We start from the raw sequence: 20,999 nt of genomic DNA on the forward strand, positions 1-20,999 counted from the left end.
TTTGTAAATCCCAATCCCAACCATAAGTAGATCTTGATATCTAGGTTGGGAGGGCTAAAACCATCCAACGATATACTAAACATGGGAATTGGCAAATCATCATCAATTAAATGTAATCATCCAAGGATCAAGGATGAAGGTTGAAGGCTGAAATTTTCTTATTCATACTTCATACTTCACATTTCAGTTGACTTAAAGAGCGGAAACATGAATTCAGGAATTGACCTCCAAGGAACTTTTATTAAATCCCTCACGGATTTAGGATTACCACCAGACGCAGCCAAAGCGATTTGGATGCCTCTGCCGATGATACTGATGCTAATTGGGGCAACAGTGGGAGTATTAGTAGCTACATGGCTAGAGCGGAAAATTTCCGCCGCAGCTCAACAGCGGATTGGCCCGGAATACATGGGGCCTTTTGGTTTGCTGGTACCAGTCGCAGATGGTTTGAAGCTCGTCTTTAAAGAAGATATAGTACCAGCCAAGTCCGACCCCTGGCTGTTTACTCTCGGCCCCATCATTGTTGTCATTCCAGTGTTTCTGTCGTTTCTGATTGTGCCCTTTGGACAGAACATTGTGATTACAAATGTTGGCATGGGGGTCTTTTTATGGATTGCCTTGTCTAGCATTCAGCCAATTGGCTTATTGATGGCTGGCTATGCATCCAATAACAAATACTCGCTCTTAGGGGGCTTAAGGGCCGCAGCGCAGTCAATTAGTTATGAAATTCCCCTGGCGCTGAGTGTGTTAGCGATCGCAATGATGTCTAACAGCCTCAGCACCGTTGATATTGTTAACCAACAATCTGGTTACGGCATTTTGGGTTGGAATATTTGGCGACAACCAGCAGGTTTCTTAATCTTTTGGATAGCCGCTCTAGCTGAGTGTGAACGCTTACCCTTTGACTTACCTGAAGCCGAAGAAGAACTAGTAGCAGGTTATCAAACAGAATATGCCGGTATGAAATTCGGTTTATTCTACCTGGGTTCCTACGTTAACTTAATCCTTTCTAGCTTACTTGTTGCTATTTTATACCTCGGTGGTTGGGATTTTCCCATTCCCATCAGTGCGATCGCTAATTGGCTAGGTGTTAGTGAACTCAATCCAGTATTGCAGGTTGTCACTGCATCTTTGGGTATCATTATGACCGTACTCAAAGCTTACTTACTAGTATTTGTAGCCATTTTGTTGCGCTGGACAGTACCCCGGGTACGGATTGACCAATTGTTAGATCTAGGATGGAAGTTCTTACTACCAGTTGGTTTGGTTAATCTGCTATTAACCGCCGCCCTGAAACTAGCTTTTCCCGTCGCCTTTGGAGGTTAGTCATCAGTCATTTGTCAACTTCCCAATGACAAAGCGCAAAGTCTGAGCGGAGGTTTTCTCCGATCAGAACTTTGTAAGAGATGACTGATGACTAATAAAGAACAACAGAGAGAGTAAAACACAATGCTAAAGTTCCTGAAGCAAGTTGGCGATTATGCCAAGGAAGCAGTACAAGCTGGTCGTTACATTGGTCAAGGGTTATCTGTAACCTTTGACCATATGCGTCGGCGGCCAATTACTGTACAGTACCCTTACGAAAAATTAATTCCTGGTGAACGTTTTCGCGGCAGAATTCACTTTGAGTTTGATAAATGTATCGCTTGTGAAGTTTGTGTGCGTGTTTGCCCTATCAACCTACCTGTAGTTGATTGGGAATTCGATAAAGCCAGCAAAAAGAAAAAGCTCAATCACTACAGTATTGACTTTGGAGTTTGTATCTTCTGCGGTAACTGTGTGGAATATTGCCCAACTAACTGTCTTTCCATGACGGAAGATTACGAGCTATCCACTTATGATCGCCATGAGTTGAACTATGATAACGTGGCCTTGGGACGCTTACCTTACAAGGTAACCAACGACCCAATGGTGACACCACTACGCGAATTAGTTTATCTGCCTAAGGGTGTCATGGAACCCCACGATCTACCTGCTGATGCTCCCCGTCCTGGTGCGCGTCCAGAAGACCTGGTAGAACAAACAGAAAAATAAATTGATTTAGTCATCTGTCCTTTGTCATTTGTCCTTTGCTAATGACTAATGGCTAATGACTAATGACTAATGACCAACGACAAGTGATTGAGGACAAAAAACAGTGAATCTAGCAGAAGGAGTACAGATTGTTTCCTTTGGCATACTGGCTGTAATGATGATTGGGGCAGCATTAGGTGTAGTGTTGTCTTCTAGTATCGTCTATTCAGCCTTTTTGCTGGGTGGGGTGTTCATCAGCATAGCTGGGCTGTATTTATTGCTCAATGGCGACTTTGTAGCAGCAGCACAAGTGCTGATTTATGTTGGTGCAGTTAACGTACTGATCTTGTTTGCGATCATGTTGGTTAACAAGCGGCAAGATTTTGCGCCTTATCCTAGTGCTGGACTACGAAAAATCTTTACAGGTGTAGTCAGCTTGGGATTGTTTGGGCTTTTAAGCACAATGATCTTGGCAACGCCTTGGGCTTACGCAACAAATCCTGTAACTGGCGAAAGTTCAATAGTTGTGATTGGCCAGCATTTCTTTACGGATTTTCTCCTACCTTTTGAATTAGCTTCCGTTTTGTTGTTGATGGCGATGGTGGGAGCAATTATTTTGGCGCGTCGCGAATACTTACCAGATGCAGACACTACCGAACAGGCACAAAGTGTTTTAACTTTGCCAGAACGTCCGAAAGAAATGGCAGCAATCGGTAGCATTCGCAATGACTCTGGCGATACTCCCGTATATCGTGGCAGTTCTCGCCGCGAATAAGGCAAAGCAACAACTAACAAACGATATCTCAATAAAAACTCCAAAGATTCATGCAACTCCAGTACTTTTTATTACTTGCAGCTGCTTTATTTTGTATAGGCATCTACGGTTTGATTACCAGCCGCAACGCTGTGCGGGTACTGATGTCAATCGAGTTGCTGCTAAATGCTGTTAATTTGAATTTAATGGCATTTTCCAACTTCTTGGACTCAACATTAATTAAAGGTCAAGTGTTCACCGTTTTTGTGATCACCGTGGCCGCAGCCGAGGCGGCGGTAGGTTTAGCGATCGTGCTTGCCATTTATCGCAACCGTGATACCGTCGATATGGAGCAGTTTAATCTCCTGAAGTGGTAATTTTGCGTGCAACTCAAGCAGGTAATCATTGCTTATAAGGCACGGGATGCCCAAAGTAAACGTTGGGCAGAAATCTGTGCTAAACAACTAGAAAATCGCCAGTGTCATGTGTTGATGGGGCCTAGCGGCCCAAAAGATAACCCTTATCCGGTGTTCTTAGCTTCCGCAGGTCAACCAATTGATTTGGCATTGGTACTTGGTGGTGATGGCACTGTATTAACAGGTGCCAGACATCTCGCTCCAGTTGGCATCCCCATTCTGGGAGTGAATGTGGGAGGTCATCTGGGGTTCTTAACTGAATCCGTTGAAGAATTTCAAGATACGGAAAAAGTTTGGGATCGACTCTTTGAGGATCGCTATGCTATCCAGCGGCGAATGATGTTGCAAGCGGCAGTTTTTGAGGGTTATGGCCCGAATTTAGAACCAGTCAGCGAACGCTATTTGGCTTTGAATGAATTCTGTGTCAAACCCGCTTCTGCCGATCGCATGATTACCTCAATTTTGGAAATGGAAATTGATGGTGAGGTAGTCGATCAATATGTTGGCGATGGGTTAATTATTTCTACTCCCACGGGTTCCACTGGTTACACCGTTTCCGCCAATGGCCCAATTATGCACGATGGTATGGAAGCGATTACCATCACTCCCATTTGCCCCATGAGCCTTTCTAGTCGTCCCCTCGTCTTACCCCCTGGTTCTGTGGTCAGCATTTGGCCTTTGGGGGATTATGATTTGAGTACTAAGCTGTGGACAGATGGGGTTTTAGCTACTTCAATTTGGCCAGGACACCGCGTTGATGTGCGGATGGCTGATTGTCGAGCTAAATTTATCATTTTGCGGGAGAACAATTCATATTATCAAACGTTGCGAGAGAAGTTACTTTGGGCAGGTACTAGGGTTCGCTACAGTAATAATCACCGCAATTGATTGTCTGATATCTGGACAATTACGCATCTACCAATTGCCAAAGTGATATCCTTCCCTGATTCTTGTCTATCTTCAGGGAAAGGAAACATGATGAAAATATAGTGCGTAGGCGTAGCCCATCGTAGACATCGCACTATTAGTCATCCTAACTATTGTGGAAAATTTGTCATTGACAAATGATAGATAATTCAATGGTTTTGATCAGACCTGTAAAAAATATACAAGCCCCCGGATAATTCCGAGGGTTTTTTGTCTCTCTGTGAGAATGTTATACCAAAGCTATGAATGCATAACATTTATTAAACATTTTGTATCTTATTGCCAGATTTTTTTAGCAATTCTGTTCATAATACAAACAACCTATCTCATACCATTTTGGATTTTAGATTTTAGATTTTGGATTGGGAATTACTATCTGTATTACAGTCTTACTAATCCATCTATCGCCTTCTTTTTTCAAATTGGTATCAAAACTCTATAATCTTTAAATTTCTCTTAACATCAGGAATAGTTTTTGATGTTTAATTGTTGATTTTTATCAGTAGGATATTTTTCAAATTTCCCGTAGGAAGACAGATGGAAATCTCTTGCCACAACATCTATCAGCCACTTAGTCCTCCTTCATTATTTCAAGATTTTCCAATTTTACAAAGCCAAAATTATCTTTTAAAACTTGCTTCAACAGAAGAAGAGTTAGAATCTATATTTCGTTTACGCTTTGAAGTTTTTAATCTTGAGTTAAATTTAGGTTTATCTAGTTCTAACTTGAGCCAAATGGATCGAGATAGGTTTGATAATGTTTGCCATCATTTGATGTTGATTTCTCAAGTTACTGGTAAAACTATAGGAACCTATCGGATGCAAACCTATACGATGGCTTCTAAAGGATTAGGTTTTGATGCTGCTGATATATTTAATCTTAATGCGATTCCCGAGTATGTGCTGCAAATGTCTGTGGAAGTTGGACGTGCTTGTATAGCTAAAGAATATCGCAATAGTCAATCACTTTTATTACTATGGCAAGGGCTAGCAAATTATCTAATTCTTAGTCGCTGTAAATATTTTTTTGGATGTGCATCGCTACTGACACAAAATCCTTGGCAAGCTGCTTGTGCTTATCATTATTTTCAGCGTCATAATTTAATGCATCCAAGCATTTTAGTATATCCAAATTTACAATACTCTCTAGAAATTAGTCCAAATTGTCCAGATTCTTGCAATGTTAACATTCCTAATATTTTGCAAGCATATTTAAGCATTGGTGCAAAAATATGTAGTCTTCCAGCTATTGATAGGCAGTTCAAAACTATCGATTTTTTAACTATATCAAGTATAGAAGAATTTATTAAAAGGCATTTGCCTAGTTAAGTAAATGGGTGCTTTATTTTAATTATGTAATATTAACCCAACAATTTATGTTGATTTAAATAAATAATTTGAATTAGAAGGTGCGTTGCGCTACGCGACAACACACCCTACATTTACGATGGGTTTAATGCAAAATATAAAATCCTAAATTTTTTGAACGATGACGATATCTAATGAATTATGGATAGCAAATCAAGATTTAGCTCAAGCTTGTTTAAATCATCCTTTTGTGCAAGGTATTGCTAAAGGTACTCTGGAGCAAGATAAATTTGCTTACTATGTAGGACAAGATGCTTTTTTCTTAGAAGCTTTTGCTCGTGCTTACAGTATCGCCGCCGCTAAAGCACCAGATTGGCAAGGATTTACGATATTTCATAGTCTAGCTGATGGTGTTTTGCAAGAATTGCGGCTACATGAGGGATATGCTGCTGAGTGGGGAGTAAATTTGCATTCTGTACAACCAGGAGCAGCCACCCGTCGGTATACTGACTTTTTATTAGCGACAGCTTGGGGTGGAGATGTGGGTTTAACAGCTGCGGCGATGTCTCCTTGTATGCGTTTGTATGCATTTTTAGGAGAACAGTTAGCTAAAGATGGCATTCCGGATCATCTTTATGCAAACTGGATTCGGACTTACAGTAGTACAGATTTTCAGCCATTAGCAGCACAATTAGAAAGTTTAGTTGATAGTTACGCCAGTGCTACAGCGTTGGTAAACTCTACTTACCGCTATGCTATGTTCTGTGAACGTGACTTTTTTCAAGCAGCGTGGGAAGGTTTGTGAATGGGTTAAGGGGGAAAGGGTAAGGGGAAAAGGTTAAGGGGGGAAGGGTAAGGGGGAAAGGTTAAGGGGGAAAGGTTAAGGGGAAAAGGGTAAAAAAATTTTATACCCTTTCACCTTTTACCTAAATTAATGCGATCGCTCTTATTATTGGGGCAAATATACACAAGACTGCTCAAGCTGTTTGCATCCCAATATCGAAGGTTGCGGCGTAACCTTGGCTGGTTTTGGTGAGGTTGAGTAGCAATTGCTGTCCACCATCGTTGAAAATCCCGTCTTGTGAGTTATTGAGTGTGCGCTGTCCTTTGCTGGCGTATGGGGGTTGTGTATATACGCGATCGCTCATGGCATCATCAAAATATAGTTGTGAGGTAAATTCGTAACTCTGGTTTGATGTCCCTTGTGTGCGTACTTTGAAGTGAATATGTACTGTTCTACCTTGATACCAACCCGGATAAATGGTTGTGAATTGGACAGTTCCGTTTGCGTCTGTTACTTGATATCCACGCAAAAACTTTTTACCAATGGTATTGAAGCGTGGATCTTCCACGTCTGAATAAACGCCTAGCGCGTCACAATGCCAAATATCTACAATCGCATTTGCTAAAGGCTGACATTGATTATTACTAACTTGAGAAACTCGCAGTGTCAGTTGTAGCGGTACACCTTCTTTTACTGAACCATCTGCGGGATCGGATCTGATGTCAGAACGGTTGAGTTTTTCATCTACAAAATATGGGCCTTCGGTCTGTTCTGGCCTAATTACACACCCAGGTAAACTTGATTGTGCTTGCACAGATTGAAACTTTCTGGGGAGACATCCTACCAGTATTGCAGTTCCAGCTACTCTGAATAAAGCTAGTGTTTGTCTGCGGTTCAAAATCCAATTTAGTTGCTGATTGTTGTTGTTCACAGTCTTGTTGTCAGAGATATTACTATAAATTTCTCTGGTAATTTTGTAAGGCGGGTAAAATTCCCACCCCACAATATTTTTAGCTTCTGAATATCTCAATTATCTATTTTTTTCAGGGCGATCGCCTGGAGGATTGGCGGGAACTCCCAATGCATCCTTTAATTGTTGTTCTGTCACACCTAACTTAGTAGCCGCCGCTTTAAAATCTGGTCGAGGTGGACGCTGCTGATTTCCGCCTTCGCCGGGAGTGGGGGGATTGGCGGGAACTCCTAACGCATCTTTTAATTGTTGTTCTGTGACACCTAACTTAGTAGCCGCTGCTTTAAAATCAGGCCGAGGTGGATGCTGATGATTACCGCCTTCACCTGGAGGATTAGCGGGAACTCCTAACGCATCTTTTAATTTTTGTTCTGTAATACCTAACTTAGCCGCGGCCGCTTTAAAATCTGGTCGAGGTGGGCGTTGCTGATTGCGATCGCCTGGAGTGGGAGGATTAGCAGGAACACCTAAAGCATCCTTTAGTTGTTGTTCTGTGATACCTAACTTAGTAGCCGCTGCTGCGAAATCAGGATGAGGTGGTCTTCTTTGCCCGTCCTGGGGTTCGTTGGGTGGTTGTGAATTCTGAGCAATGTGCTGAAATTTATTAGCAGCATCTACTTGCTGAAGTGAGATTAAACCAACTGTACCCAACAAAACAGGAATCGCTGTAATTATTAATGTTCTACGAAATTTCATGATCTTTCCTCAATAGATAGTTTGTTTATATTTCTGATTAAGCCAACCCAAAATTACAATTCGCCCTCATGATCAATTACAGTTTTGTAATTTAAGTGGATTGGCTGAACAAAATTACCAGTGTTGTGATTAACGGTAATTGGGTTTTACCTGAATTTCTTCTAAACCCAAATTATTGGCTTGGGGATTTTGACGATTTTGGTGTTGCTGGGGGCGTTGAGGAGAACGCTTTTTCTGTTGAGGACGGGGTTTTTGATGCCTAGCTTGTGGTTTTTTATTAGGTTGTTGCTGTTCAATAAGTGGTCTATCGGTTTGTTGGGCTATTTGTTCATGCTGATGGGATGGTGCTTCAGCTTTGGCTTGACTAGGTGCAAATGCAAATGAACCAATTACAAAAGGAATCGTGGCTACGGCTAACATTTGACGAATTTTCATAACAATCAACCTTTTGAAGTAGTGGAGTGGTGTTGATATTTATGATTTAGCCACCCCAAAATTACAAACCACATAGTTTCTGAATTACAGTTTTGTAATTTGAGCTACAGGGTAATCAATTTAAAATGGAGCCATCAGTAAAGTAATGAATGCTTGTACTTGTGAATGTTCTGTTTGTCGAAGATGAAGCAAAAATTGCTAACTTCGTCCGAGATGGATTGAAGGAGCAGGGATTTGTCGTAGACTATTGCGACAACGGTGATGAAGGATATCTCAAGGCTTTAGATAACGAATACGATGCCCTAATTCTCGATATTATGGTGCCGGGGAAGGATGGGCTATCGATTCTCAAACAATTGCGGCAGAAAGGGCGGAATACGCCTGTAATCTTATTAACAGCTCGGAATGAACTAGACGATCGCCTAGAAGGTTTAAACTTAGGGGCTGATGATTACATAGCCAAACCGTTTTTTGTGGAAGAGTTAGCAGCCAGAATTCATGCAGTAGTGCGCCGGAGTTTAGGCGATCGCCAAAATCTACTTTCTGTCGGCCCCATCAAGCTGGATCGGATTACGCGAGAAGTTACTTGTGATGGACAGGTAGTCGAACTTACTACCCGCGAATTTAATCTTGTAGAATACCTGATGCGTTCTCCAGGGCGAGTCTTTACCCGCACGCAAATTTTAGAACATGTGTGGGGTTATGATTTCAACCCCAACACCAATGTCGTTGATGTCTGTATTCAACGCATCCGCAAAAAGATTGACTCAATAACTGGCTTAACTTGGATTGAAAGCGTGCGTGGAGTTGGGTATCGGTTTCGGAATTCTTGAGGTTGGGGAATGGGGAATGGGGATTGGGGACTGGGTAATTGGAGTCCAAGAGTTAAATTTCAGGCTCAAAGGCGCAACTTCCAGGCTCAAAGGCGCAACTTCCAGGCTCAAAGGCGCAACTTCCAGGCTTAAAGCCGCAACATCCAGCCTCAGAACCTCAACATCCAGCCTCAGAACCTCAACATCCAGCCTCAGAACCTCAACATTCAGCCTCAGAACCTCAACATTCAGCCTCAGAACCTCAACATTCAGCCTCAGAACCTCAACATTCAGCCTCAGAACCTCAACATTCAGCCTCAGAACCTCAACGTTCAGCCTCAAAGCCTCAACATCCGAGTTCAAACCTTCAAATAACACCTTACGTTTATAACTTGACATACTCCCCAGCCTGAAGGCATGGGGATTCTAGCTTCAGACAGCGATTGCTGGCGTAGCCAGTCTGACATCACCTAAGCCAACAGTCGATGCCCCGACTGCACAAATATTGCGACTAGCGTTTTCGTCTCTTCCATTAACTGACTGACAGGAAGGACAACGCCACTCTCTAACTGACAAATCAAGACTTTCTAGAATATGTTTACAATTAGAGCATGTCTTGCTACTTGGATACCACTGGTCGATAAAGACAACCAGTTTATTCTTCTTCTTGGCAACCCATTCTAGGATTTGCAGAAACTCACCAAACGCTAAGTCTGATATTTGCCTGCCCCAAAGACGTTGCATTCCTTTGAGATTTAAAGTCTCAAAACAGAGAATATCGAACCTATCTGTTAGCTCATGAGCTAATTTCCAGAACCAATCACGCCGACGGTTGGAAATATCTTCATGCTTGCGTACTAAATTCTTTCTGGCTCGTTCTCTGTTAGATGAGCCTTTTAGCTTTTTGGAATGCCGCGAACTTGCTTTTTTAATGGCGCTTAGGGATTGCTTGAAAAATTGGGGCGATTCAATTTTAGTGCCGTCTGAGCAAGTGAGGAATGTCTTTAACCCAAAATCAAAGCCAGCGATTTTACCCGTCTTAACTTCAACTTCTGAGCTACCCTCATCAACAACCAAAACCATAAATAACTCACCTAACGGGGTGCGTTTAATAGTTAGGGTTTTGACTGTTCCCTCAATTTCTCTGGACTTCCAAAACTGGTAAACTCGACTACCAATTTTTACCCTATTTCCACCCAAAAACTTATAACCTGCCTGCTTAAGGGTGAACGATTTGTATTTCTTGACCTTCTTAAATCCTGGTGGTCTTACTCCTTTGTTATTGTGTTTGAAAAACAATTGGTAAGCTTTCTCAATGCGTTGACAAATATCTTGTGCTGCTTGAGAACCTACTGATTGCCAAAAAGAATTACGCTTTCTTAATTTGGCGATATGAGCCTGAAGTTTTGCACAGTTTAAATGCTTGCCAAACATCCGGTAATACCTTTTATGTAGAGCAATGCAATGGTTATAAATCACTCCAGCAGCGTTGATTGTGCGCTTGAGGTGTCTATTCCTTTTGTGTTCGTACAATTTAAACTTCAGTGTTTTCATGCTAGTATTATACCATAAAACGACGGCAATATGACGGCATGAAGAAATTAACAGTTCGATGCTCTAATGAAGAGTATGAAACGCTTTTGAAATACTGCGAAGAAACAGATCGCACTCAAAATGACGTACTTAGAGAGATGATCCGGAAGTTGAAGAAAAGCCGTGCTAGAAGCACGGGGCTTTAGACCCAATTTTTTGGTAAATTGTCTCAATCCCCATTCCCCATTCCCCATTCCCCATTCCCTAGTCCCCAATCCCCAACCGTGAAACTCCACTCCTTCCGTCTCCGAATCGCTTTGTTATTTGCCATGCTAGCTGGTGGTGCGCTGGCGGGGTTTGGTAGTATTTCTTGGTGGCTGATTCATGAGGCTAAGGTTAGCCGACTAGATGCAAAGTTAGAAGCTTTATTGAGTCGCCCTCAGCCGCCCAGAGAAGATATTTTGCAGTCTTATTTGCCAGCATTTGAAAAATCATTACCACAGGAGTTGGGGACAGGTAAAGAAACGCCAATCGCCCTATTGGTGAGAGATAGAGATGGTCAAACGCTTTATCGATCTGAGCTATGGTCTGCTGATTTTAATTTAAATGGTTTGTGGCCTGCACAACCCAAGTTTTTACCATCTCAGTTTCCCCGCCGCGATCGCCAAAGACCACCCAATACTTCAGGAACATCGCAACCACCTCCAGACAGACCACGATTTCCTCCTGAACGTCCACCTAATATCCCACCTCCGCGATTAATCACTCAACGGACGAAAACAGGAACTTGGCGCATCGGTGCGATCGCTTTTCATGAATCCCAAATTGCGATCGCTGTCAGTTTGCAAGGTATTGATCGGGAGATGGCGATTATCCGTGATGTTTTCCTGATTTCTATACCCGTTGTCCTGTTAATTATTACTACTAGTGCTTGGTTGCTGTCTTACGGGGCTTTGCGCCCCATCCGGGAGTTAGTTGTTGCTATCCGCCAAGTCACGGTGAAAGGATTGGATCAAAGAGTGCCAATCGCTGCTACAGATACGGAATTTGTAGAATTAATTCAGGTGTTTAACCAGATGTTAGAACGCCTGGAACGCAGTTTTAAACAGGCTTCTCGCTTCAGTGGAGATGCAGCCCACGAACTGAAAACACCGATAGCAATTTTACAAGGTGAACTAGAGCGAACTTTGCAAAAAGCAGAACCAGGTTCAGAGTTACAACAAAATCTCAGCAATCTTTTAGATGAAGTATCTCGCCTCAGTGGCATTGTTCGCAAGCTGTTGTTGCTGTCTTTAGCTGATGCCGGCAAAATGAATTTACATCAAGTGGAAGTAAATTTGTCCGAGATATTAGCCGAGATAGTAGAGGATATGGAATTGCTAGCACCTCATTTAGCAGTGATAGCAGAGATTACTCCCGGATTAAAGGTAAAAGGCGATCGCGATTTACTAACTCAGGTATTACAAAATTTATTCAGCAATGCCATTAAATATAATCTTCCAGAAGGTTGGATGCGAATTAACGCTAGGCAGCAAGGAAAGACAGTATTAGTTACTATTAGCAATTCATCTCAAGAAATTCCCACAAGCGATCGCGATCGCATTTTTGACCGCTTCTATCGTGGAGATCCAGCCCGAACTAGAAAGGTAGAGGGAACAGGTCTAGGACTTAGCCTCTCAAGAGAAATAGCTATTGCTCACAATGGTAAACTTACCCTTGACCCTACGCTGTCAAATCAAACATCTTTTACTTTAAGCTTACCGATGAAAAAGTAATTTGTAGTTGGTAATGGGTAATTGGTAATTGGTAATTGGTAATTGGTAATTGATAGTAAATGTATGGTTAGTAGTGGTTATCATCAAGAAATGTAAAACAAATATCTGGCAATGCCCACACTTTTAGGTTGAAGACCAACGAGTCTTTCCCTTTACCCTTTAATCAAGGGTTATTTGCCATAATCTCCTAAAAATAGGATGCTAAAAAGACGAAATTCTTAGGAATTGTTAGCAGAATTCGGTTTATCTTTAAATTAAAAGACGAATTTCTCCCTATGAAAAATTAGCTATGGCAAGCAGTGAAGCCTTTGATTCTCCGACAAACTCCGTAGCTGTGCCAAGGGTCAATCTGCTGACCATGTTTAGGCTAGGCTTGTTTCAAATGGGGTTGAGCATGATGTCCATCCTGACTCTGGGGGTGCTGAACAGAGTCATGATTCAGGAAATTGCGATTCCAGCAACCCTAGTGTCGTTAGTGCTAGCACTCCCAGCTTTCGTTTCGCCTTCGCGTATTTGGTTTGGTCAGATATCAGATGCTAAACCCATGTGGGGCTATCATCGTACAGCTTATGTTTGGGTGGGAGCAGCAATATTTGCGATCGCCTCATTTTTATCTGTGCAGGTAATGTGGCAGGTGGATTTTGCTGCCGAAGCTGCTGGCGGTTGGGTATGGACAACTCAAACTATGGGCTGGACGGCACTGCTGTGCTTGGTTTTTGCTGTCTATGGGTTAGCAATTTGTGCTAGTGGTACGGCTTTTGCTGCTTTGTTGGTGGATATCTCGGAAGAAGATAACCGTTCCAAAGTAGTTGGCGTTGTCTGGTCGATGCTGATGGTGGGAATTATTGTTGGCGCAATTATTAGTTCCAGTTTACTGAAGCAATTAACACCAGGAGCCAGCATAGCGACTTTACAAGCAGCCGTCAACAAGCTGTTTATGCTTGTGCCAGCTATTGTATTTTGTTTTGCGATCGCAGCGACATTAGGTGTAGAGAAAAAGTATTCACTCTATTCCAGACGTTCCCAAGTAGTCAATCGCGAAGATAGCATCAGCTTACGTAACGCATGGGGAATTTTAACAGCTAGTCGGCAAACAGGCTTGTTTTTCACCTTTTTATTAGTGATGACTATCAGCTTGTTTATGCAAGATCCGATTGTGGAACCTTATGCAGGGCAAGTTTTTAATATGCCTTTAGCGGAAAGTACCAAGCTAAACGTGTTCTATGGCACGGGTATCCTCATTTCCTACGGCGTAACGGGCTTTGTAATTGTGCCGCGTTTGGGCAAGCGTAGGACTGCCAAATTGGGCTGCATATTGGTAGCTTGTGCTTCGCTATTGTTAGGCTTCTCCGGCTTCTCAGCGAATCCAGCTTTCTTGAAATTCGGTTTAGTTTTGTTCGGTTTAGCCACTGGTTTTGTCACCACAGCAGCAATTAGCTTAATGCTAGATTTGACAGCTGCCGAAGCCGCAGGTACATTTATTGGCGCATGGGGACTAGCACAGTCAATTTCTCGAGGGATTGCTGTAGTAATTGGTGGTACGGTCTTAGATATAGGACGTAATTTACTACCCAGCTTAGAACTAGCCTATGGACTAGTATTCGTCTTAGAAGCCATAGGAATGTTGGTATCAATTTGGTTTCTCAATCGCGTCAACGTTGCAGAATTTCAAACCAGCACTAAAAAAGCGATCGCTTCTGTATTAGAAAGTGATTTAGATTAAGTGGGCATGGGGCATAGGGCATAGGGCATTGGTAATGAGTAATGAGTAATGAGTAATGAGTAATTTTCTTCATCCCTCAATCCCCAATCCCCAATCCCCAGTCCCCATTACCCCTTATCCCCAGAGGGGGCCCCGAGTTCCCCATTCCCCAATGCTTGGCTGAAAGCCTGGTTTGCGCGAGAATGTATCAATGAATGATTTTTGGAATACTATTCTTGATTTTGCCCAAAGCACCACTGCCAAAGTGGGGAAGCAATTAATGCAGGATTTTGGGCGGGTGCAAGCTTTACATAAAGCTGATGGCACTTTGGTAACGCAAGCTGATAAATGGGCAGATCAAACAATTAGAGATGCGATCGCTTCTACTTTTCCTGAATACGGTATTTTAACTGAAGAGAGCGATCGGACTTTCCCTGGTACAGAATGGTGCTGGGTAATTGACCCTTTGGACGGTACAACTAACTTTACACGGGGTATTCCCATTTGGGGGATTTCTCTAGGTTTACTGTATAAAGGAGTTCCAATTTTTGGTTATGTTCATGTACCACCACTAAATCAAACTTTTCATGGTTTTTGGGCAGGTACATCGGGATTAGCTACACCAACTGGAGCATTTCTTAATCATCACCCCATTCACACTAGCCCCGATGCTCCTAGCAATAATCACTTTTTTAATCTCTGTTCTCGCAGCACCGCCGCAATGCAGCCAGACTTCCCAAGCAAAATTCGGATGCTGGGTGTAGCTAGCTATAACTTTCTTACAGTTGCTAATGGTGCAGTTTTAGGTGGGATGGAAGCCACGCCGAAAGTTTGGGACTTAGCAGGCGTTTGGGTAATTGTCCAAGCTGCTGGCGGTACGTGGTTATCTTTAAAATCAGAGCCGTTTCCCCTTTCACCAGGAGTAGATTATAGCGATCGCTCTTTCCCTACTCTTGTAGTTAGTCGCCCAGAATTAGTATCCGTATTTACACCGTTTTTGTCTGCTGTCAAAATTTAAACAGCTTGCCTAAAAAAATTATTCTAGTTAGAGAATATACTGACAAAACCCTTGCTAAACAAGGGTTTTGTCATATTTGCCTATAGTCTCTAACCTAAAATCTCACATCTAAGATCTAAAATTATTTGACCCTGGGCAACATCTGCAAAAATATGGCACTTGCGTAAGTTTGAAACTCATTTATACTGTGTTGTCATTCACCTATTATTGCATTTAGCTTACTGAGTATAAAAAAGTCATGTTGTCCAATATAGAGTTAATGCGAGTATTTGTTCATAATTCCATCCAAAAACAGGAAGTATTGTTATCAAACGCTGTGTTGACAGCGCAAACAGTATATAGAAGTAACCAAGTAATGACAAAAGCCGAAGGAGTGATTGCTACAGCCGAACTCGCGAAGGAGCCAGCAACATTCTCAATTAATGCCACTTCATCCCATTGGGAGGTGATGAACGAAGCATTAGCAGACTACAGTTATATTTTGACAGGAGAAATAGATCATCGGGGTTTCTATGAGTATCGATACTGTCAAATACCCAGTGGCTATAAGATGCATGGCACTAAATCTGTACACTTATGGCGTGCTTGGTGGAAATACCGTAAATATGCCTTGCAGTTAGGTTTTTCTTTAGAACTCTTAATCAGACACAGAAATGCCTGGTATCCCATTAGAGATTTAACTATTAGTGACGGACTTCTCTATATCAAAACCTTAGGTAATGAGATAGCAGTCCATTCAGAGGATCTAGTAATTTGGTTAAGTAGAACTCAGGCAAATAATAATGAAGGCTCTACTGTAATCCAAGACAAAAAATAAAAGTAATTTTATACTTCACACTATTGAAATAATTAACCAGCACAATAATTGATACACTCTCAAAACTTAGAATAAGTAAGTCGGTGTAAATAAACCAAACAATGTTAAGACACATAAATTGGCTATAAACCCTTACCAATGACAAAGAACAAAGGACAAATGACAGCCCTGATTAGTTATCTTTAAATGCACCGCCTACTTGTATCTGTTATTGCGGCTTAATCACCATGAAAGGAATTTGGCTCGAAAACAACCAATTGCAATTACGCACAGACATCCCAACTCCAGAACCGCCACCAGGAGAAGCTCTTGTGCGTGTATTGCGTGCAGGTATTTGCAATACTGATTTAGAACTGCTCAGAGGCTACTATCCCTACAGGGGAATTTTAGGGCATGAATTTGTTGGTGTTGTGGAACAAGGGCCAGAAAACCTACTAAATCGGCGGGTTGTTGGCGAAATTAACGCAGTCTGCGGACATTGCCGATTTTGTCGTAGTGGTAATTCAACTCACTGTGAAAACCGCACTGTATTAGGAATTGTTAACCGCCACGGAGCTTTTGCAGAATACCTCTGTTTACCAGTCGAGAATTTACATTCTGTACCGGATAATGTACCCACAGAAGTAGCAACATTCACTGAACCGATAGCAGCCGCCTTAGAAATTCAGCAACAGGTCGCTTTAAGTGCAAATGACAGAGTCCTAGTAGTTGGAGATGGTAAGCTAGGACAACTGGTAGCACAAACAATAGCGTTAACAGGCTGTGAACTTTTAGTAGTAGGTCGTCATCCAGAAAAACTGGCGAATCTTGCAGCGAGAGGGATTAAAACAGGTTCAGCCACAGATGTAAGAGACAGATTTTTCGATATTTCCGTAGAGTGTACTGGTAATCCCGAAGGATTTGCGATCGCCCGCCGCGCTCTCCGTCCTCGCGGTACATTAGTACTCAAAAGTACCTATGCAGGCAATCTCAACTTAGATGTTTCGTCTTTGGTAGTAGATGAAATCACGCTCATCGGTTCCCGTTGTGGCCCCTTTCCCGCCGCACTACAATTGCTAGCTACCGAACAACTAGACGTACAACCACTAATTCATGCCCGCTACCACCTCAGCGATGGACTTGCAGCCTTTGAACAAGCTCAAACTCGAGGTGTTTTAAAGGTGTTGTTGGAGATTGGGGATTAGGGACTGGGGACTAGGGAAAAGGGCAGAAAGGGGAAGGGGGAAAAGGGGAAGGGAAAAATGGGAAATTATTATGACCAATTACCCAATGCCCAATGCCCAATGCCCAATGCCCAATGCCCAATGCCCCATGCCCTATTCAAACAAATCCAAATCTGTAACAGCACCAAGGCTGCTAGAAGCTACTAATTTGGCATATTTTCCTAGCACACCTTTGGTATAACGGGGTTTGCGAGGTTGCCAATTGGCACGACGGCGTGCTAATTCTTCTTCGGAGATGTTCAACTGTAATAAACGTGCAGGTGCATCGATTGTAATGCTATCGCCTTCTTCGACAAGAGCGATCGCACCACCAACTGCTGCTTCTGGTGCAACGTGCCCCACTACCATGCCATAGGTACCACCAGAGAAACGCCCATCGGTGATTAATCCGACGGAATCGCCTAAACCAGCACCAATGATGGCTGAGGTGGGAGCTAGCATTTCGCGCATACCGGGGCCTCCCTTCGGCCCTTCGTAGCGAATAACTAGAATATCACCTGGCTTAATTTTGCCTGCCAAAATTGCATCTAAAGAATCTTCTTCGGACTCAAATACTCTAGCTGGCCCGGTAATTGTCGGCTTCTTAACCCCGGTAATTTTTGCTACAGCACCTTCTGTTGCTAAGTTACCTTTGAGAATAGCCAAGTGTCCTTGAGGATACATTGGGTTATTCCAAGGACGAATCACATCTTGGTTAGGAGATGGTTCTTCTGATACATCAGCCAAGACTTCAGAGATAGTTTGACCGCTAATTGTCAGGCAATCACCGTGAATTAAACCATGTACTAGTAGCATTTTCATCACTTGAGGAATACCACCAGCCTTGTGTAAATCCGTAGCTACATATCTACCGCTTGGTTTTAAATCACACAATACAGGCACGCGCCCACGGATGGTTTCAAAGTCATCAATAGTTAATTCCACACCAGCAGCGCGGGCGATCGCCAAAAAGTGCAATACGGCATTTGTGGAACCACCTACAGCCATAATTACGGCAATGGCATTTTCTATAGATTTGCGGGTGATGATTTGGCGGGGGAGGATTTGTTTACGAATTGCTTCCACCAACACATCTGCCGATTTTGCTGTACTATCAGCCTTTTCTGCATCTTCAGCCGCCATCGTAGAAGAATAGGGTAAACTCATCCCCATAGCTTCAAAAGCCGAAGACATAGTATTAGCTGTATACATCCCACCACAGGAACCAGCACCAGGACAAGCGTTACGTTCGACTTGTATTAATTCATTTTCGTCAATTTTGCCGGCGCTATATTGACCGACAGCTTCAAAGGAACTAACAACAGTTAAATCTTTTCCGTTATAGTGTCCGGGTTTAATCGTGCCACCGTAAACAAAAATAGCAGGGATATTCATCCGGGCGATCGCAATCATTGCCCCTGGCATATTTTTATCGCAACCACCAATAGCCAGCACGCCATCCATACTTTGTCCAGTAACCGCAGTTTCAATTGAATCTGCAATTACTTCTCGAGAAACGAGGGAATATTTCATCCCTTCAGTTCCCATTGAAATCCCATCACTAATAGTAATCGTGCCGAAAATTTGCGGCATTGCTCCTGCGGTTTTGACAGCAGCTTCTGCTCTTTGTGCGAGCTGATTAATCCCCATATTACAAGGGGTAATAGTGCTGTAACCATTGGCAATCCCGACAATGGCTTTATTAAAATCTTCATCCTGAAAACCAACTGCACGCAGCATTGCTCTATTAGGCGAACGCTGCACCCCTTGCGTTACAACTTGGCTTCTTAAATTCTCCGACATCTTTTTTCCTTTTCTGCCATCATCGCAACAGTTGCGATCGTGTTAGTTGATTTTCTCATGCAGAATCGGCACGATAAAGCATGAGCCATGATTGATTCGTTATTAGTTATTTAACTTAGTACAATATTGCACAAGTTCATAACACTTTAATTGAAAAATTCTGCTTTTTTCGCTGCCAAATGCCATGACGGACAAAATACAGTAAAGCGATCGCATATTATATCGCAAAGAAGTAATAAAAAAGACTCTATTTTACTTTTTTATAAGTTGATATATTTAATTGATATCGAATTTTTCCTATTTCATTTGTGAAACAAAGAGTAAATTTATACTTTTTATTGAAAGCGGCGGGAAACTCCATCCCCTTGTGGGTGGAGAGGGATAGCTGCCCCGCCGCTTGGGGCATAGGGCATAGGGCATTGGTATGTTCTTTCCCATGCCCCATGCCCAATTCCCAATGCCCAAAAACTCCATCCCCTTGTGGGTGGAGTTTTTCATTGCCTGTACTCCGTTTTATACCTTAACGAGTAATTTCACAACTCCTGCAGGATTTCTATCTCAGCAAAATAGTCTTAGCCTTGCTGTAAAAACTCAACCTTGGGTAACAAAGGATCAGTCACAATACCGACACCGTTAAAACCCCAACGCTTGAGTAAACTATTTATCTGTGTACCGGGAATAGATTCTACAGAAAAGCGATTTGCTACCTCTGCAGCGTGGGTGTTGAGATAGCTAAGAGCATCAAAGTTTTCTTTAAATAACAACAAATAACCCGATGCTTCAGCATTGGGACGAGCCGTTAAATAACGACCATCAGATTTAGAACGTACCAAATAATAAACTTCGGAAAGCATGGAGACGGAAGGGAAGGGGGGACAAGGGAGACAAGGAGGACACAAATAACTGTTGACTGTTGACTAATTTAAATTCTCTAGGCGAATGCGTGGATCTGCAGCTTTAAGTAGTAAATCAGCAGCTAAATTCCCGATAATTAACAGTACTGCGCCCATGACTAAGCTGGCCATTAATAAATATAAGTCTTGAGCTTGTAAAGCCTGTAAAGCCAATCTTCCTAAACCGGGCCAGTTAAAGAACTGTTCGGCAATAAATGCACCGTTTAATAAGCCAGCTAACTCAAAACCCAATAAGGTAATTAAAGGGTTGATGGCATTACGCAGCGCATGAACGTAAATGACTCGGTTTTCTGGTAATCCTTTGGCACGAGCCGTTTGAATATAATCTTGACGCAGAACATCCAATAATTCGCCGCGAGTGATGCGTTGCAAACCAGCAAAACTGGTAATTGACAGGGCAATTGTTGGTAAAATCATGTGCCAAGCAACATCGAGAACCCTGCCAAACCAATTCAATTCCCAGTGATTGATGCTAGTCATGTCACCTACAGGAAAAATAGGTGAGGTGACTTGGGCGACAATCAGCAAGAAGAGGGCAGTGATAAAACTGGGAAATCCTTGACCAGCGTAGCTAATTACCTGTAAAACCCGGTCAACCAGCTTATTTTGCTTCACCGCAGCAACGATTCCTAAAGGAATAGCGATCGCCCATGTCACAATTAAAGAAGCGATCGCTAATAGTAACGTTGCCTGTATGCGTTCTCCTAACAGCGACCCTACCGAGCGTTGGTACACAAAACTTGTGCCAAAATCACCTTTGCTAAAGATGCGCCACAGCCAAAACCCAAATTGCTCCGGCCAGGACTTATCCAAACCAAACTGGCGCTTGATTTCCTCTATTCTTTCTGGGGAAATTTTGGGGTTTTGCCGTAATGTATCTACATAATCCCCTGGAGCCAACTGAATAATGAAAAATGACAATGCAGATGCCAAAAATAAAGTCAGTAGCGCCTGTAATAGCCTTTTCATTACATAAATAAAAGTCTCACTCGTGACTAGCCTAATTAGCCAGTCTCGACTTGTCTCCAGAGAAATTTTTGTAGAAGATGTCATAGTTTAGTCAAAGGTGTTGGGTAAATCCCAATGAGAACAAGTGGTGTTCAAGAGCCAAAATGCTGTA

At 42.5% G+C, this 20,999-nt stretch carries 22 protein-coding genes; 15 read left to right on the forward strand and 7 right to left on the reverse strand.

Going from position 1 to position 20,999, the window contains the following annotated elements; translation table 11 throughout:
- The first annotated feature begins 207 nt into the window (after window positions 1–207).
- The 7 genes from nuoH (at window position 208) to HGR01_RS28630 (ending at window position 6,223) form a co-directional block, all read left to right on the forward strand.
- Window positions 208–1,326, forward strand: a complete 1,119-nt coding sequence (gene nuoH, locus HGR01_RS28600) for an NADH-quinone oxidoreductase subunit NuoH (RefSeq protein WP_045872286.1) — start codon at window positions 208–210, stop codon at window positions 1,324–1,326.
- 123 nt (window positions 1,327–1,449) lie between these two features.
- Window positions 1,450–2,034 (forward strand): NAD(P)H-quinone oxidoreductase subunit I, encoded by a 585-nt coding sequence (gene ndhI, locus HGR01_RS28605; protein ID WP_045872285.1) that lies wholly within the window; start codon window positions 1,450–1,452, stop codon window positions 2,032–2,034.
- A gap of 103 nt (window positions 2,035–2,137) precedes the next feature.
- The gene (locus tag HGR01_RS28610) at window positions 2,138–2,788 is read left to right on the forward strand and encodes an NADH-quinone oxidoreductase subunit J (protein WP_045872284.1); all 651 of its coding nucleotides are present in this window, start codon (window positions 2,138–2,140) and stop codon (window positions 2,786–2,788) included.
- A 50-nt stretch (window positions 2,789–2,838) separates the two neighbouring features.
- Window positions 2,839–3,144 carry an NADH-quinone oxidoreductase subunit NuoK gene (nuoK, locus tag HGR01_RS28615; protein ID WP_006199065.1) on the forward strand — a complete coding sequence of 102 codons (306 nt, stop codon included), beginning with the start codon at window positions 2,839–2,841 and terminating at the stop codon, window positions 3,142–3,144.
- 6 nt (window positions 3,145–3,150) lie between these two features.
- Window positions 3,151–4,071 carry an NAD(+) kinase gene (locus tag HGR01_RS28620; RefSeq protein WP_045872283.1) on the forward strand — a complete coding sequence of 307 codons (921 nt, stop codon included), beginning with the start codon at window positions 3,151–3,153 and terminating at the stop codon, window positions 4,069–4,071.
- A gap of 576 nt (window positions 4,072–4,647) precedes the next feature.
- Entirely contained in the window at window positions 4,648–5,439 is a 792-nt protein-coding gene (locus HGR01_RS28625) for a GNAT family N-acetyltransferase (RefSeq protein WP_045872282.1), read from the forward strand.
- 160 nt (window positions 5,440–5,599) lie between these two features.
- The gene (locus HGR01_RS28630; RefSeq protein WP_045872281.1) at window positions 5,600–6,223 is read left to right on the forward strand and encodes a TenA family protein; all 624 of its coding nucleotides are present in this window, start codon (window positions 5,600–5,602) and stop codon (window positions 6,221–6,223) included.
- Between the two features lie 172 nt (window positions 6,224–6,395).
- On the opposite strand, the gene HGR01_RS28635 is transcribed toward HGR01_RS28630, so the two are convergent.
- From HGR01_RS28635 to HGR01_RS28645, 3 genes are all read right to left on the reverse strand, one after another.
- The gene (locus tag HGR01_RS28635; RefSeq protein WP_263419981.1) at window positions 6,396–7,232 is read right to left on the reverse strand and encodes an intradiol ring-cleavage dioxygenase; all 837 of its coding nucleotides are present in this window, start codon (window positions 7,230–7,232) and stop codon (window positions 6,396–6,398) included.
- A complete protein-coding gene (locus HGR01_RS28640) occupies window positions 7,233–7,868 on the reverse strand; it encodes a hypothetical protein (RefSeq protein ID WP_045872280.1) in 636 nt (211 codons plus the stop codon). It abuts the gene before it with no gap.
- Window positions 7,869–7,997: 129 nt separating this feature from the next.
- Complete coding sequence (locus HGR01_RS28645; protein ID WP_045872279.1) at window positions 7,998–8,303, reverse strand: hypothetical protein; 306 nt, start codon at window positions 8,301–8,303, stop codon at window positions 7,998–8,000.
- 161 nt (window positions 8,304–8,464) lie between these two features.
- Here HGR01_RS28645 and HGR01_RS28650 point away from each other — a divergent pair, with 161 nt between their 5' ends.
- Entirely contained in the window at window positions 8,465–9,136 is a 672-nt protein-coding gene (locus tag HGR01_RS28650; RefSeq protein WP_045872435.1) for a response regulator transcription factor, read from the forward strand.
- A gap of 16 nt (window positions 9,137–9,152) precedes the next feature.
- Window positions 9,153–9,506 (forward strand): hypothetical protein, encoded by a 354-nt coding sequence (locus HGR01_RS28655; protein ID WP_210403118.1) that lies wholly within the window; start codon window positions 9,153–9,155, stop codon window positions 9,504–9,506.
- 41 nt (window positions 9,507–9,547) lie between these two features.
- On the opposite strand, the gene HGR01_RS28660 is transcribed toward HGR01_RS28655, so the two are convergent.
- A complete protein-coding gene (locus tag HGR01_RS28660; protein ID WP_045867859.1) occupies window positions 9,548–10,669 on the reverse strand; it encodes an RNA-guided endonuclease InsQ/TnpB family protein in 1,122 nt (373 codons plus the stop codon).
- A 38-nt stretch (window positions 10,670–10,707) separates the two neighbouring features.
- Here HGR01_RS28660 and HGR01_RS28665 point away from each other — a divergent pair, with 38 nt between their 5' ends.
- The 6 genes from HGR01_RS28665 (at window position 10,708) to HGR01_RS28690 (ending at window position 17,144) form a co-directional block, all read left to right on the forward strand.
- Window positions 10,708–10,854 (forward strand): ribbon-helix-helix protein, CopG family, encoded by a 147-nt coding sequence (locus HGR01_RS28665; protein ID WP_045868487.1) that lies wholly within the window; start codon window positions 10,708–10,710, stop codon window positions 10,852–10,854.
- A gap of 78 nt (window positions 10,855–10,932) precedes the next feature.
- Window positions 10,933–12,423, forward strand: coding sequence for a sensor histidine kinase (locus HGR01_RS28670; RefSeq protein ID WP_309227796.1), 1,491 nt, complete (start codon window positions 10,933–10,935; stop codon window positions 12,421–12,423).
- A 289-nt stretch (window positions 12,424–12,712) separates the two neighbouring features.
- The gene (locus HGR01_RS28675) at window positions 12,713–14,146 is read left to right on the forward strand and encodes a BCD family MFS transporter (protein WP_045872276.1); all 1,434 of its coding nucleotides are present in this window, start codon (window positions 12,713–12,715) and stop codon (window positions 14,144–14,146) included.
- A gap of 190 nt (window positions 14,147–14,336) precedes the next feature.
- Entirely contained in the window at window positions 14,337–15,143 is an 807-nt protein-coding gene (locus tag HGR01_RS28680) for an inositol monophosphatase family protein (protein ID WP_045872275.1), read from the forward strand.
- 238 nt (window positions 15,144–15,381) lie between these two features.
- Window positions 15,382–15,960 (forward strand): hypothetical protein, encoded by a 579-nt coding sequence (locus tag HGR01_RS28685; protein ID WP_045872274.1) that lies wholly within the window; start codon window positions 15,382–15,384, stop codon window positions 15,958–15,960.
- Window positions 15,961–16,187: 227 nt separating this feature from the next.
- A complete protein-coding gene (locus HGR01_RS28690; RefSeq protein ID WP_045872273.1) occupies window positions 16,188–17,144 on the forward strand; it encodes an MDR/zinc-dependent alcohol dehydrogenase-like family protein in 957 nt (318 codons plus the stop codon).
- A 132-nt stretch (window positions 17,145–17,276) separates the two neighbouring features.
- On the opposite strand, the gene ilvD is transcribed toward HGR01_RS28690, so the two are convergent.
- The 3 genes from ilvD to HGR01_RS28705 form a co-directional block, all read right to left on the reverse strand.
- Complete coding sequence (gene ilvD, locus HGR01_RS28695; RefSeq protein WP_045872272.1) at window positions 17,277–18,965, reverse strand: dihydroxy-acid dehydratase; 1,689 nt, start codon at window positions 18,963–18,965, stop codon at window positions 17,277–17,279.
- Between the two features lie 572 nt (window positions 18,966–19,537).
- Window positions 19,538–19,819, reverse strand: a complete 282-nt coding sequence (locus HGR01_RS28700; protein WP_045872270.1) for a hypothetical protein — start codon at window positions 19,817–19,819, stop codon at window positions 19,538–19,540.
- A 63-nt stretch (window positions 19,820–19,882) separates the two neighbouring features.
- The gene (locus HGR01_RS28705) at window positions 19,883–20,932 is read right to left on the reverse strand and encodes an ABC transporter permease (protein WP_045872269.1); all 1,050 of its coding nucleotides are present in this window, start codon (window positions 20,930–20,932) and stop codon (window positions 19,883–19,885) included.
- Between the last annotated feature and the right edge of the window lie 67 nt (window positions 20,933–20,999).

Origin of the sequence: Tolypothrix sp. PCC 7712, assembly GCF_025860405.1 — a bacterium.
GTDB classification, from domain to species: Bacteria; Cyanobacteriota; Cyanobacteriia; order Cyanobacteriales; family Nostocaceae; genus Aulosira; species Aulosira diplosiphon.

What these genes read in the sequence shown, in the direction of transcription:
- nuoH (WP_045872286.1), top strand. Translation starts at nt 208, where the DNA reads ATGAATTCAGGAATTGACCTCCAAGGAACTTTTATTAAATCCCTCACG.
- ndhI (WP_045872285.1), top strand. Translation starts at nt 1,450, where the DNA reads ATGCTAAAGTTCCTGAAGCAAGTTGGCGATTATGCCAAGGAAGCAGTA.
- nuoK (WP_006199065.1), top strand. Translation starts at nt 2,839, where the DNA reads ATGCAACTCCAGTACTTTTTATTACTTGCAGCTGCTTTATTTTGTATA.
- HGR01_RS28625 (WP_045872282.1), top strand. Translation starts at nt 4,648, where the DNA reads ATGGAAATCTCTTGCCACAACATCTATCAGCCACTTAGTCCTCCTTCA.
- HGR01_RS28630 (WP_045872281.1), top strand. Translation starts at nt 5,600, where the DNA reads ATGACGATATCTAATGAATTATGGATAGCAAATCAAGATTTAGCTCAA.
- HGR01_RS28640 (WP_045872280.1), bottom strand. Translation starts at nt 7,868, where the DNA reads ATGAAATTTCGTAGAACATTAATAATTACAGCGATTCCTGTTTTGTTG.
- HGR01_RS28645 (WP_045872279.1), bottom strand. Translation starts at nt 8,303, where the DNA reads ATGAAAATTCGTCAAATGTTAGCCGTAGCCACGATTCCTTTTGTAATT.
- HGR01_RS28655 (WP_210403118.1), top strand. Translation starts at nt 9,153, where the DNA reads ATGGGGATTGGGGACTGGGTAATTGGAGTCCAAGAGTTAAATTTCAGG.
- HGR01_RS28660 (WP_045867859.1), bottom strand. Translation starts at nt 10,669, where the DNA reads ATGAAAACACTGAAGTTTAAATTGTACGAACACAAAAGGAATAGACAC.
- HGR01_RS28665 (WP_045868487.1), top strand. Translation starts at nt 10,708, where the DNA reads ATGAAGAAATTAACAGTTCGATGCTCTAATGAAGAGTATGAAACGCTT.
- HGR01_RS28675 (WP_045872276.1), top strand. Translation starts at nt 12,713, where the DNA reads ATGGCAAGCAGTGAAGCCTTTGATTCTCCGACAAACTCCGTAGCTGTG.
- HGR01_RS28680 (WP_045872275.1), top strand. Translation starts at nt 14,337, where the DNA reads ATGAATGATTTTTGGAATACTATTCTTGATTTTGCCCAAAGCACCACT.
- HGR01_RS28685 (WP_045872274.1), top strand. Translation starts at nt 15,382, where the DNA reads ATGTTGTCCAATATAGAGTTAATGCGAGTATTTGTTCATAATTCCATC.
- HGR01_RS28690 (WP_045872273.1), top strand. Translation starts at nt 16,188, where the DNA reads ATGAAAGGAATTTGGCTCGAAAACAACCAATTGCAATTACGCACAGAC.
- ilvD (WP_045872272.1), bottom strand. Translation starts at nt 18,965, where the DNA reads ATGTCGGAGAATTTAAGAAGCCAAGTTGTAACGCAAGGGGTGCAGCGT.
- HGR01_RS28700 (WP_045872270.1), bottom strand. Translation starts at nt 19,819, where the DNA reads ATGCTTTCCGAAGTTTATTATTTGGTACGTTCTAAATCTGATGGTCGT.
- HGR01_RS28705 (WP_045872269.1), bottom strand. Translation starts at nt 20,932, where the DNA reads ATGACATCTTCTACAAAAATTTCTCTGGAGACAAGTCGAGACTGGCTA.